The sequence below is a fragment of the Pseudomonas tructae genome (assembly GCF_004214895.1).
In the GTDB taxonomy this organism is placed as follows: domain Bacteria; phylum Pseudomonadota; class Gammaproteobacteria; order Pseudomonadales; family Pseudomonadaceae; genus Aquipseudomonas; species Aquipseudomonas tructae.
Window position 1 is genome coordinate 2,657,095 of record NZ_CP035952.1, and the last position, 12,533, is coordinate 2,669,627.

10 protein-coding genes and 1 pseudogene are annotated in these 12,533 nt (G+C 64.3%); 7 read left to right on the forward strand and 4 right to left on the reverse strand.

Going from position 1 to position 12,533, the window contains the following annotated elements:
- The first annotated feature begins 102 nt into the window (after positions 1 to 102).
- The 5 genes from hpaA (at position 103) to EXN22_RS12310 (ending at position 5,871) form a co-directional block, all read left to right on the forward strand.
- Positions 103 to 1,011 carry a 4-hydroxyphenylacetate catabolism regulatory protein HpaA gene (gene hpaA, locus EXN22_RS12290; protein ID WP_130264302.1) on the forward strand — a complete coding sequence of 303 codons (909 nt, stop codon included), beginning with the start codon at positions 103 to 105 and terminating at the stop codon, positions 1,009 to 1,011.
- Positions 1,012 to 1,112: 101 nt separating this feature from the next.
- The gene (locus EXN22_RS12295) at positions 1,113 to 2,795 is read left to right on the forward strand and encodes a nitrite/sulfite reductase (RefSeq protein ID WP_130264303.1); all 1,683 of its coding nucleotides are present in this window, start codon (positions 1,113 to 1,115) and stop codon (positions 2,793 to 2,795) included.
- Complete coding sequence (locus EXN22_RS12300) at positions 2,783 to 3,277, forward strand: DUF934 domain-containing protein (RefSeq protein ID WP_130264304.1); 495 nt, start codon at positions 2,783 to 2,785, stop codon at positions 3,275 to 3,277. The genes EXN22_RS12295 and EXN22_RS12300 overlap by 13 nt, the downstream gene beginning before the upstream one ends.
- A gap of 198 nt (positions 3,278 to 3,475) precedes the next feature.
- Positions 3,476 to 5,314, forward strand: coding sequence for an amidohydrolase (locus EXN22_RS12305; protein WP_165392280.1), 1,839 nt, complete (start codon positions 3,476 to 3,478; stop codon positions 5,312 to 5,314).
- 50 nt (positions 5,315 to 5,364) lie between these two features.
- The gene (locus tag EXN22_RS12310) at positions 5,365 to 5,871 is read left to right on the forward strand and encodes a GNAT family N-acetyltransferase (RefSeq protein WP_130264306.1); all 507 of its coding nucleotides are present in this window, start codon (positions 5,365 to 5,367) and stop codon (positions 5,869 to 5,871) included.
- A gap of 45 nt (positions 5,872 to 5,916) precedes the next feature.
- Here EXN22_RS12310 and EXN22_RS12315 read toward each other — a convergent pair whose 3' ends face one another.
- Positions 5,917 to 7,533 (reverse strand): inorganic phosphate transporter, encoded by a 1,617-nt coding sequence (locus tag EXN22_RS12315; protein ID WP_130264307.1) that lies wholly within the window; start codon positions 7,531 to 7,533, stop codon positions 5,917 to 5,919.
- A gap of 128 nt (positions 7,534 to 7,661) precedes the next feature.
- Between EXN22_RS12315 and EXN22_RS12320 the strand changes: the two genes are divergently transcribed.
- Positions 7,662 to 8,060 carry a DUF488 domain-containing protein gene (locus EXN22_RS12320; protein ID WP_130264308.1) on the forward strand — a complete coding sequence of 133 codons (399 nt, stop codon included), beginning with the start codon at positions 7,662 to 7,664 and terminating at the stop codon, positions 8,058 to 8,060.
- Between the two features lie 67 nt (positions 8,061 to 8,127).
- A complete protein-coding gene (locus EXN22_RS12325) occupies positions 8,128 to 8,559 on the forward strand; it encodes a GNAT family N-acetyltransferase (protein ID WP_130264309.1) in 432 nt (143 codons plus the stop codon).
- A gap of 315 nt (positions 8,560 to 8,874) precedes the next feature.
- Here EXN22_RS12325 and EXN22_RS12330 read toward each other — a convergent pair.
- The 3 genes and pseudogenes from EXN22_RS12330 to EXN22_RS12340 form a co-directional block, all read right to left on the reverse strand.
- Positions 8,875 to 10,005 (reverse strand): annotated as a pseudogene (locus EXN22_RS12330) (right-handed parallel beta-helix repeat-containing protein); the annotation flags it as partial.
- A 17-nt stretch (positions 10,006 to 10,022) separates the two neighbouring features.
- Positions 10,023 to 11,138 carry a polysaccharide lyase gene (locus EXN22_RS12335; RefSeq protein WP_130264310.1) on the reverse strand — a complete coding sequence of 372 codons (1,116 nt, stop codon included), beginning with the start codon at positions 11,136 to 11,138 and terminating at the stop codon, positions 10,023 to 10,025.
- Positions 11,129 to 12,532, reverse strand: a complete 1,404-nt coding sequence (locus EXN22_RS12340) for an alginate O-acetyltransferase AlgX-related protein (RefSeq protein WP_165392207.1) — start codon at positions 12,530 to 12,532, stop codon at positions 11,129 to 11,131. Before EXN22_RS12340 ends, EXN22_RS12335 begins: the two co-directional genes overlap by 10 nt.
- Position 12,533: the final 1 nt, after the last annotated feature.

The following is a 12,533-nucleotide window of genomic DNA, read 5'->3' on the forward strand; positions in this document are numbered from 1 at the left end:
ATTGTTAATGTGTTAACGTTATAATTAAGATGTTAACGAAATGCAAGCGGCTTGCTGCAGGAGTAAGCTGGTGGCACAACAACAAGAACAGCGAGCAGGGCCATGAACGAGCGCCAGCCAATCCCCAATATCAACATCGGCCAGGTCTACGATCAGCGCTACAGCGATGCCGAGGTGCATTACGACAAGCTTGGCAACCTGGCCGGGTTCTTCGGTCGCAACATGCCGGTGCACCGCCATGACCGGTTTTTCCAGGTGCATTACGTCAATAGCGGCACGGTGCGGGTGTACCTGGATGACCAGCAGTACGTCGAATCGGGGCCGATGTTCTTTCTGACACCGCCGACCATTCCGCATTCTTTTGTCACAGAGCCCGACGCCGACGGCCATGTCCTGACCGTGCGCCAGCAACTGGTCTGGCAACTGCTGCAAGCCGATCCCAGCCTGGCGCCGGGGCCGCAGGTGGCCCCGGCCTGTGTCGCCTTGAGCGGCCTGGAACCCAAATACGCCGCCGAGGCGCGGCGGCTGGCGCTGCTGTTCGGTGAGCTGCACCGTGAGATCAACACCGGCGAGGCCGGGCGCGAGGCGGCGCTGCAAAGCCTGACGCGGCTGATCATGACCAGCCTGCTGCGGCTGTGCGCGCGCTCGCTGCCGGCACGCCAGACCCGCCATGACGACCTGCAACTGTTCCACCGCTTCAACGAACTGATCGAGGCCCACTACCTCGAACACTGGCCGCTGGCGCGCTACGCCCGGGGCCTGGGTGTCACCGAGGCGCGGCTCAACGAAGTGTGCCGGCGCATCGCCGACCTGCCGTCCAAGCGGCTGATTCTTGAACGCTTGATGCAGGAGGCACGGCGCATGCTGCTATTCACCGGCAGTTCGGCCAACGAGATCTGCTACAGCCTGGGCTTCAAGGACCCGGCGTATTTCAGCCGCTTCTTTGCGCGCTACGCGCAGATGACGCCGGGGGTGTACCGCCAGCGTCAGGCGCAAGGCCTTGCCAGGTGAGGCGCCCAGCTCATCTGATCCGTATTAATCCCGATAACCTGAATCTGTAACCCAGTACACCCAAAAGCCATAGTAAGGGCCTCCCTGATGAGGTCCGAACCATGTATCACTATGACGAGTATGACCGTGCGCTGGTGTTCGAGCGCGTGGCGCAGTTTCGCGATCAGGTACGCCGGTTCATGGCTGGCGAACTGAGTGAAGAAGAGTTCCTGCCCCTGCGCCTGCAAAACGGCCTGTACCTGCAAAAGCATGCCTTCATGCTGCGTGTGGCCATCCCTTACGGCACCCTGGGGGCGCAGCAGATGCGTACCCTGGCGCAGATCGCCAGAGAATACGATCGCGGCTACGGGCACTTCACCACCCGGCAGAACATCCAGTTCAACTGGATCGAGCTGGCCCAGGTGCCGGACATCCTCCAGCGCCTGGCCGAAGTCGAGATGCATGCGATCCAGACCTCGGGCAACTGCGTGCGCAACATCACCACCGAAGCTTTTGCCGGGGTCGCCGCCGATGAGCTGCTCGACCCGCGGCCGCTGGCCGAGATCCTGCGGCAGTGGTCGACCATCAACCCCGAGTTCCTGTTCTTGCCACGCAAGTTCAAGATCGCCATCTGCTCGGCCATCGAGGACCGCGCGGCGATCATGATGCATGACATCGGCCTCTACCTGTACCGCGATGGCCATGGCCAGATGTGCCTGCGGGTCATGGTCGGCGGCGGCCTGGGGCGTACGCCGATCCTCGGTTTGCAGATCCGCGAGGGCCTGCCGTGGCAGCACCTGCTGTCGTATGTCGAGGCCATTTTGCGGGTCTACAACCGCCATGGCCGACGCGACAACAAGTACAAGGCGCGGATCAAGATCCTGGTCAAGGCGCTGGGCATCGAGGCGTTCTCCCGCGAGGTGGAGCAGGAGTGGCAGCACATCAAGGATGGCCCGGCGCAACTCACCGAGGACGAGTTCCAGCGCGTCGCTAGCGCATTCGAGCCGCCGGCCTACGACAGCGTCGTCGACACTGAACTGGCTTACGACACGCACCTGGCCCAGGACCATGCCTTCGCCCGCTGGGTGGCCTGCTGCGTCAAGCCGCACAAGGTCCCCGGTTACGCCAGCGTGGTGCTCTCGACCAAACCGGGGGAAAGCTCGCCACCGGGCGACCTGACGGATGAGCAAATGGAGGCGGTGGCCGACTGGTCGGAGCAGTTCGGCTTCGGCGAGATCCGCATTGCCCACGAGCAGAACCTGATTCTTCCTGACGTGCGCAAGCGCGACCTGCATGCGCTCTGGCGCCTGGCTTGCGAGCGCGGTCTGGGGACTGCCAACATCGGCCTGCTGACCGACATCATTGCCTGCCCGGGTGGCGACTTCTGTGCCCTGGCCAATGCCACCTCGATCCCCATTGCCCAGTCGATCCAGCGCTGCTTCGATGATCTGGACTACCTGCACGACCTGGGTGAACTGAGCCTGAACATCTCTGGCTGCATCAACGCCTGCGGCCATCACCACATCGGCAACATCGGCATTCTTGGCGTCGACAAGAACGGCAGCGAGTGGTACCAGGTCACCCTGGGCGGCGCCCAGGGCAAGCACAGCACCCTGGGCAAGGTCATCGGCCCGTCGTTCAGCGCTGCGCAGATTCCGCGGGTGATCGAGCAGATCATCGCTACCTATTGCGCCTACCGCGAGTTGGACGAACCGTTTGTCGACACCGTGCGTCGGGTCGGCCTGGAACCCTTCAAGGAGCGGGTCTACGGCAAGCGCCCGGAGGAGTTGATATGCGTAATGTGATTGCCCTGCGCAACGGCGAGGCGCAGTTGATCGAGCCGGATCCCTGGCAGTTGTTGCGCGAACCCGGCGAAGTGCTGCCCGACGGCCTGCTGATTTTGCCGCTGGCCAGCTGGCTCGCCACTCGCGCCCAGCGCCTGCCGGGTCGCGACGGCTTGTGGCTGGGGCCGGACGACGAAGTCGAGCCGCTGCGGCCGTGGCTGGCGCAGGTGCCGCTGATCGCCGTCGACTTCCCCAGCTTTCGCGACGGCCGTGGCTACAGCCAGGCCTACCTGCTACGCACTCGCCTGGGTTGGCACGGCGAGCTGCGCGCCATTGGCGATGTGCTGCGCGACCAGCTCAGCCATATGCGCCAGTGCGGCTTCGACAGCTATGCGGTGCGTGAAGACAAATGCGCTACGGATGCGTTGCAGGGGCTGGCGGGGATGAGCGTGCTGTACGGGCGTTCGGTGATCGAGCCGCGGCCGTTGTTTCGTCGGCGTTGACTGGTACGGCGTCGGCGCTGGTCTATCGTTTAGCTTTTGTTCGCCCGGCAATGCCGCGCCTCAGGAGCCGCCATGAACCAGGATCAGCAGAGTCGCCGCCGTTTTATCGCTGCCAGTTCCGTGGTGGGCGCCGCCGGGGCCATGTACTCGACGGCGCCACTGGCCGCCGGAGCCATTCTACGCGGCACCGAAACGGCTGTGGCGGCCGAGCTGATCCTGCATAACGGCCTGCTGCACACGGTAGACCGCGAGCGGCCGCAAGCAACTGCGGTGGCCATTCGCAATGGACGCTTCGTGGCGGTGGGCGATGATGCCCAGGTCATGGCCTTGCGCGGGCCGGCGACCCAAGTCATCGACCTCAAGCAACGCACGGTGATCCCCGGGCTCAACGATTCGCACCTGCATTTGATCCGCGGCGGCCTGAACTACAACCTGGAGCTGCGCTGGGAAGGCGTGCCGTCGTTGGCCGATGCTTTGCGCCTGCTCAAGGAGCAGGCCTTGCGCACGCCCGCGCCGCAGTGGCTGAGGGTGGTGGGAGGCTGGAACGAGTTCCAGTTCGCCGAGCGCCGTTTGCCGACCCTCGACGAGTTGAACCAGGCGGCGCCAGACACGCCGGTGTTCGTCCTGCACCTGTACGATCGCGCCTTGCTCAACCGAGCCGCCCTGCGTGTGGTCGGCTACGACCGCAACACGCCCAACCCACCAGGAGGCGAGATCCAGCGCGATGCCAACGGCAACCCGACCGGCATGTTGATCGCCCGGCCCAACGCGATGATCCTCTACTCGACGTTGGCCAAGGGGCCGAAGCTGCCGCTGGAATACCAGGTCAACTCGACGCGCCAGTTCATGTGCGAACTCAACCGCCTGGGCCTGACCAGTGCCATCGACGCCGGTGGCGGCTATCAGAGTTACCCCGATGACTATGCGGTTATCGAGCAGTTGGCCAAGACAAGGCAACTCACTGTGCGCATCGCCTACAACCTGTTTACCCAAAAGCCCAAGGAAGAACTGTCCGACTTCAAGAACTGGACCAGCAGCGTCAAATACGGCCAGGGCGACGACTTTCTGCGCCACAACGGTGCCGGCGAGATGCTGGTGTTCTCCGCCGCCGACTTCGAGGACTTTCTCGAACCGCGTCCGGACCTGCCTGGCAGCATGGAGGGCGATCTAGAGCCGGTGGTGCGCCATCTGGTGGAGCAGCGTTGGCCGTTTCGCCTGCACGCCACCTACGACGAATCGATCTCGCGCATGCTCGAGGTGTTCGAGAAGGTCAATCGCGATATCCCTTTCAACGGACTGCCGTGGTTCTTCGACCATGCCGAAACCATCAGCCCGAAGAACATCGAGCGGGTAAAAGCCTTGGGCGGCGGTATTGCCATTCAGGACCGCATGGCCTTCCAAGGTGAATACTTCGTCGAGCGCTACGGCGCCAAGGCCGCCCAGCACACGCCGCCGATCAAGCGCATGCTCGCTGAAGGCATCCCGGTCGGCGCCGGCACCGATGCCACCCGGGTGTCCAGCTACAACCCCTGGACCTCACTGTACTGGCTGGTCAGCGGGCGTACTGTCGGCGGCCTGGAGCTGTACCCGCAGGGCCTGGACCGCGATACCGCGCTGTCGCTGTTCACCCATGGCAGCGCCTGGTTCTCCAGCGAGCAGGGCAACAAGGGCCAGATCAAGGTCGGCCAACTGGCGGACCTGACGGCGTTGAGCGCCGACTATTTCAGCATCGACGCCGAAGCGATCAAGCACCTGGAATCGGTACTGACCCTGGTCGATGGAAAGGTGGTGTACGGCGCCGCCGAGTTCGCCCGGCTCGACCCGCCGACGCTGCCGGTATTGCCCGACTGGTCGCCGGTGGCCAAGGTGCCCGGGCACTGGCGCCAGGGCGCTGCGCTCACCGCCCAGGTGCATCAATGCGTGGGTGCCTGTGCGGTGCATGCCCACCACCATCAGCGCGCTCGGCAATCTTCGGTACCGGTCAGTGACTTTCAGGGCTTTTGGGGCGCCTTTGGTTGTTCCTGTTTTGCCTTCTAGGGGATCGGGCATACCATGGAGGTATCGCCCGATCGACAGGATGTTGCTGCATGCCCTTCACTACCCGTGTTGCCCGGCCCAGTGATGCCGAGGCACTCAGCCATGTTGCCGGCCAGACCTTCGCCCTGGCCAGCCCCCCGGATGCTGCCGCCCAGGCGTTGCAGGAATACATCGACACCCAGCTGCAGCCCGAGCATTTTGTCCTGCACCTGCTCAACCGGCGCAAGCGCCTGCGGGTGCTGGAGTACCTGGGTAAAGTGGTGGGCTACAGCCTGATCGACACGGCACCCCAGGTTTTGGGGATTGCCGAGGCAGACGGCCTGCCGGAGCTCAGCCGCTGCTATGTGCTGCCCGAGCAACATGGCCTCGGTGCTGCGCAGCTGTTGCTCGACGACACCTTGGCCAAGGTGTGCGGGGCCATTCGCCTGACGGTCAACCAACAGAATGCCCGGGCTATCCGTTTCTACCAGCGCAATGGCTTTGCCAAGGTTGGCGAGGCGCTGTTCGAGTGCGGCCCGGAGCGCCACCGCGACTGGGTGATGGTCGCGCGGCGCTAACCGGTGGGAGCGGGCTTGCCCCGCGATAAGGCCGGTACAGTCAAGTCAGAACACCTGCCGCAACACCCAGTACAACCCGCCAGCCAACACAATCGCCGCCGGCAAGGTCAGCACCCAGGCCATCATCAGGTTGAACACGGTGCGCATCTGCAGGCCCGAGCCATTGGCGACCATGCTCCCGGCCACCCCGGACGACAGCACGTGGGTGGTCGACACCGGCAGCCCGTACATGTCCGCAGCCCCGATGGTGCACATCGCCACCAGTTCGGCCGAGGCGCCCTGGGCGTAGGTCAGGTGGGTCTTGCCGATCTTCTCGCCGACGGTCACGACGATGCGCCGCCAGCCAACCATGGTCCCAAGCCCCAAGGCGATGGCCACGGCGATCTTCACCCACACTGGTATGTAACGGGTGGCGCTGTCGATCTGTTGCTTGAACACCTGCACCTTGGCCTGGGTATCGGCATCGAAGTTGCCCAACTGGTGTTTGTCGATCAGGCGGATGGCCTCGGAGGTCAGGTACATATCGTTGCGCACGTTGGCCATGGCCTCGGCGGGTACGCGGTTGAGCGAACCATAGCCCTTTACCTCGGTACCGATCATGCCGGCCAGCTCTGCCAGGGCCGGCAGCAGTTCGGCGCTGGCCTGCGGCTGGCGGATGAACGCGCTGAGAGTCTGGCGGGGGTCGTCCACCGCGGTGTGCGGCGCACTGCGCTGCAAGGCCTGCTGGGTGGCTTCGGCCACAGCGGCGAACTGCAAGGATTGCTCGGCTGGCATGGTTCGGTTCAGGGCGTAGGCCATGGGCAAGGTGCCAACCAGGATCAGCATGATCAGGCCCATGCCTTTCTGCCCGTCGTTGGAGCCATGGGCGAAGGACACCCCGGTGCAGGTGAGAATCAGCAGCCCGCGAATCCACCAGGGCGGTGGGGTGTTGCCCACCGGCGCCTGGTACAGCTCGCGGCGCTTGACCAGCATGCGCAGGGCCAGCAGCAACAGCGCCGCACAGGCAAAACCCACCAGGGGCGAGAGCAACAGTGAATAGCCGACCTTGCTGGCCTGGCTCCAGTCCACCCCGCTGATGCCGTCGCGCCCGTGCATCAGTGCGTTGGCGATGCCGACGCCGATGATCGAACCAATCAGGGTATGCGAGGACGATGCCGGCAGGCCCAGCCACCAGGTGCCCAGGTTCCAGATGATCGCTGATAGCAGCAGGGCGAAGACCATGGAAAAACCCGCCGAGGAGCCGACTTGCAAGATCAGCTCGACCGGCAGCAGGGCGATGATGCCGAAGGCCACCGCGCCACTGGACAGCAGTACGCCGAGAAAATTGAAACAGCCAGACCACACCACGGCCACCGACGGCGGCAGCGAATGGGTGTAGATCACCGTGGCCACGGCATTGGCGGTGTCGTGAAAACCGTTGACGAACTCGAAGCCCAGGGCAATCAGCAACGCCAGGCCGAGCAATAAAAAGGGCGTCCAGGTGGTGACCACAGTGCCGGTGGCATCGATGTCGCGGAACAGGCTCCAGGCGGTATACACAAGGCCTGCTGCGAGCAGGCCGAAGAACAGGGTCAGGGTGGTGCGGCCGGGTTTGTGATCGAGACGCGGGCGTGGGTCGTGGTTGGTCAGCGATGGGCTGCCAGCCAGGGTCGGGGTGGTCATGATGACGGGTCCGGGTTAGCAGAAAGGATCAAGCCTTGCCTGGCCATGATAAAAACAATCGCCGGCTGCACCGTGACCTCGGTCAAGGAAAGTCCTAGGATCTGTGAACCACCTGCTGGAGCGAAGTGATGATCCGCTGTAAACGTGTTTATGATCCGCTTGAGGCCAGCGATGGCCAGCGCGTGCTGGTTGACCGGTTGTGGCCGCGCAACAAGCGCAAGGACCAGTTGCAGGCGGTGTGGATGCCTGAGGTGGCGCCTTCAACGGTGCTGCGCCAGGCTTTTCATGGCGGTGAAGTGGATTTCTCCGGGTTTGCCGAGCGCTACCGCCAGGAACTGAGCGCGCAGCCGGCACATTGGTGGAAACTGCTGGGCATGGCCGGGCAGGGCGATCTGACCTTGCTGTATGCCGGCAAGGACACTGCACGCAACAATGCCACGGTGCTGGCGCAATGGCTTGAGGATGAGCTGGAGCGTCGGGGGCCGGGGAGTTCGCCAGTATGCTACGCCGATGAATTCGAACCCTGAACAGCATCGCGGGGCAAGCTCGCTCCTACACTGTGGGAGCGGGCTTGCCCCGCGAAGAGAACCATAAATGACCCTGCAACTGACCCCCGCCACCGACCAGCACCGCACCTTCGCCCGCGACCTCACCCGCCGGGCCATGCTGCCTTATTACCGCGAGTTCGACCTGCTCTGGCAGGAAGAGGCCTTCGACCAGGCCTGGGAGTGGCGCGAGCAATGGCTGATCAGCGAAGACCAGCAACCGGTGGGCTACTTCAGCCTCAGCCAGGACCGCCAGGCCCTGTTCATCCGTGAACTGCACCTGTTGGAAAGCTGTCGCGGCCGGGGCATCGGCAGTTGGGTATTAACGCAACTGGCTGACTGGACCCGGCAACGGCACTTGCCGCTGCTGCGCCTGATGGTGTTCAGCAGCAACCCGGCACGGCTCCTGTACCTGCGCCAGGGCTTTGTCTGTGTCGGCGAAGACGAGTGCTTTGTGCGCATGCAGCGGGCGATTGACTAGCTCGACCCGCACCACGCATCCCGGGCGCTGGAGCGCCTGTAACAGTGGCCCCTGTACGGCTAACAAATCCCCAATCAGCAGGTTCTGCAGGATCGGCTTGCCCTCGAAGGTGTTCGGCCCCAGCACCACCTGCTGCATACCCTCAACCCGCACCAGCGCCTTGCCGGCCGTGCCCAGGGTGTTGCCGCTCAAGGTCAGGGGGCCGGCCAGTGGCGTGGCGTTGCGCAGGCTGACGGCGTATTCGGGAGTGTTGCCGATGCGGTTGTTGATCAGGTTCACGGCGCCGACTTCGCTGGCATCCACGGCGCTGCCCTGGCTGTTGCCGATCAGGTTGTCGCTGATCAGCAGCGCCGCCGCCGCTGTCGGCGCCAGGTTGCGCAGCTGGATGCCGTTGCCACGGCTGTCGCCAATCAGGTTGGCGCTCAGCAGCAGGGCGCCCTGTTGTTCGCTGACCTCGATCGCTGCCTTGTGTGCACCCAGGATCAGGTTGCCTTCAATACGCCCGTGAGTCTGGCCGCGCAGGCGGATGCCGCTGTTGTTGTCGATGCCGCGCAGCTGGTTGTTGCGCAGGCTTACCTGGCTGTCGCGCACGTCGATGGCGTATTGCTGGGACTGGCCGAACTGACTGTTGTCGATCTGCGCCCGACTGTGCTGTAGCTCTAGCGCCGTGGACAGCTCGAGGAACTGGCTGTCGCGGATGAGTACGGTGGCCGGGTGGGTGGTCGCTGCTTGCTGGCTGCTCAGGGCGGTGGTCAGGCCGCGCGAGAGGTTGGCGTTGTAGCCCAGGCGCTTGAGGGTCGAGCCCAGCACCTGGGTGTGGCTACCGGCCCAGGCCACCACGAACGGCCGCCAGGCGCGGTCGGTGCTGCCGGGTTTGTCGCCGGCCACGCTTTCCAGGCGCGACTGCTTCAGGCCCAGCCAGCCCTGGTTGATCAGCGCCGTGCCGGAGTAGCTGTACAGGTACAGGCTGGTGCCTTCGAGCAGCAGGCCGCCGTCGCTGGCGATCACCAGCGGGTAGCTGAGCAGGTAGCCGTCCTTGTAGCGCTTGAGGATCTTTGGATCGTTGAGGGCATCGTGCAACTGCGCCAGGGTAATGCTGCCACCACGCACCAACAGCGCTTGCGGGTGATGCGCCTGGTAGCCGGCGATGGCGCGGAACAGGCCGTTGTTGACGAACGGCTCGAACGGCCAACTGCCCGCCTGGGACGAGAACATCGGTTGCAGGCTGACACTGGCGCGGCCCGCCGGGCGCGGGCGTTCGTCGACCTGCAGTTGCACGGCCTGGCTGAGCTGTTGCTGCAAGTGCTGCAGGTCGCGCTGGTGTTCGGCGCTGCTTACTGTGCTTAGCGATTGCTGTAACGGCAAGCTCTGGCTGGCAGCCTGGGCTACGGCGCTGAACAGCAGCGCCAGGCAGGAAAGGGTAAGCGGGCGGGCAAGCATGGCCATGACGGTTCGTCCTTGGGTTACGGCAGTTTGGGATAGAACGGCTTGAGTGGGCCGCCGATCTGACTGTAGTTGTCGACCTCGCCATCCTCGCTGTCATACAGCTGGCGGGCCAGGCGATGGCCCGGGGCGCGCTGCAGAAAGGGGATCAGCCAGGCCAGTTTGTAGGGGGCGACGTCGGCCTGCGACTGGCCTTTGAGCTCGGGCAGGCCGTCGGGGTCGAGGATGCTGCGGGCGGCAAAATTGGCCAGCAGTTCCAGGGTCTGCTGATCTTCATTGCTCCACGGCAGGCCGTTGGCCCGCGCCGATTCCGCCAGCAGCACCAGCGGCACCAGGGCGTATTGGCTGTAGGTGGCGGCCAGTTTGCTGCGCGCCACTTCCAGGGGCAGGTAGGCGTAGCTGCCGTCGCTGGCTTTGACCGCTTGCCGCAGGCCGCGACGCAGGTTGCCGTCTGCCCACTGGATGAAGTCGTCGCGCTGCACCAGCATGCCGGTCGCCGCTACGGCCCAGGCTGCCCAGTAGTCATGGTTGTTGAACCAGGTAAAGCCGGGCGTGCGACGTGGCTGGTACTCGGTGATGATGCGTTCGCCCAGCTGGCTGAACCAGGCCTTCTGCGCTGGCGTCAATTGCTGCTTGGCGTCGCTGGCGGCCTGGGTCATCAGCAGGGTCGAGGCCATGGCGGCTACCGCCCATTTGCGCGCGGCCATGCCGGTGCTGCTGGCGTCGGGGTTGAGCAAGGCCCCGGCCTGGGCCCAGCGCTCCAGCCACTGGTCCTGGCAGGCCAGGGCCATGTTCGCCTCCTGTGGACTCTTCGCCCGCTGGAAACGCTTGCTGGCGTAGATCAGGCCACCGATGAAGGGTTTGACCTGCTTGCCGATCTCTTCGCTGTTGGCGTCCGGGCTGCTGCGCAGGGTCGACTTGCTGGCATCGCGCTGGTCGTACTTGCTTTGCAGCTGCAAGTTGCCGGTGTAGGGCGGCGGTACTTCCTTGCTGCAGCGCAGGGTGCGGTAGTCGGCGATCATCGCCGACTGCGCGCTGGCCCGTGGCGGCCAGATCGAACTGGCCGCCAGGCTGTCGGCCAACTGCAGGCTGGCGCACAAGCCCAGGCCCAGCGCTGCCCAGGTCTTTACAGACATAGTCGGGTTTCCACTTGGGTGGCGGCAGTGCCGGGCTTGGTCGGCTCCATGAACACTGACAGCAGGTTGGCCCCGGCGAACTCTTTGGCCCTACTCAGCTCAAGGTAGTACTGACCTCCAGTGACCACCGCTTCGCGGCGAAACCAGACCTTGTCGCGGGCACCATTGTCGTAATAGACGATCAGGTAGAAATCCTTGACGTTCTTGTCGCTGATACGGATATCGAGAAAACCCTGGCCGCTGTTTAGGTTCTTGCGTCCTTCGCCTGCGTTGCTGAGCAGCTCGATACGCTCATTGACCCGCAGCGGCGGGCGCTGCACCCGGTTGGCCAGGACTTCGGTAGACACCGGGCAGCCGCCCTTGACCGCCGGAATCAGTTGGCGGTACATCGCCTCGGACTCCAACTGGTAGTTGGCCGGCAACTCCCAGATGATCAGCTTGGGCGGCGCCTTGGGCTTGTAGTTCTCCGACAGCAGGTATTCGAGCAGCGAGCCGTCCTGGCCGACGCCGGGCAGGGCGTAGTTGAGGATATCGGCTTGCAGGTATTGCTTGAGGTAGCCGTCGAAGTTGAACTGCTTGCTCTCGTCTTCACGGGCGGCGGCGTTACTGTCGCCGACCAGGATCACCTCAGGGTCCGGCGCATCGTCGAACAGCGCCTCGGCGCCGTCGGCTGCGGGGATGGTCTGGTAGCCGCGCACATACTGGAAACCATAATTGTTGCCGCAGATATAGCTCAGGGCCAGGTTCAGGGTGCCGTCCTTGGGCACCATGACCCCAGGTTCGGTGCGGTACTGCTTTTTGCTCAGTTGGGCGTAAAACGGCTGGCGGCGGACCTCTTCGGCCACCAGCCGCGCCGTGGCTTCGGCGCCGGCCGGAGTCCAGTGGTGGTCACGGCGAAAGAAGTACTCGCCCTTGGGCGGGCTCTGCACCAATTGCATCAACGGCGGCACCACCGCGCCTGCCGCGCGCAGTTGTTGCAGGTAGCTTTCCAGGTTGCCGCTGGCGCGGGCAAAGTCGAAGTCGTGCAGCTTGTCGGGGTAAAGCTTGTCGCGGTGCATCAGGCCACGGGTCGGCTGCACCGCCATGGCCACGTGGATGCCCTGCTGGCGGAAGGCGGCCATCAAGCGGGCGAACTCCGGGCGCATGGGCGTCGGGATACCGAAATCGTTGGTCAGGTCGACCGCCGAGCGGAACAGCCAGCGCTCCTTGCCCGGGACGATTTCACGCATCAGCTTCATGCGTCCTTCGGCGTAGTTCTGCGGGTTGCCAAGGCCCGGGCAGACCATGCACTCAAGGCTGGTGCAGTTGGCCTTGGCGGCTTCTGCGGCCACGCCCGGGGTGCTCAGCAGAGGACCGAGCAGGGCCGCCAGGCCAAGGGGAAGAATGCGCTTCATG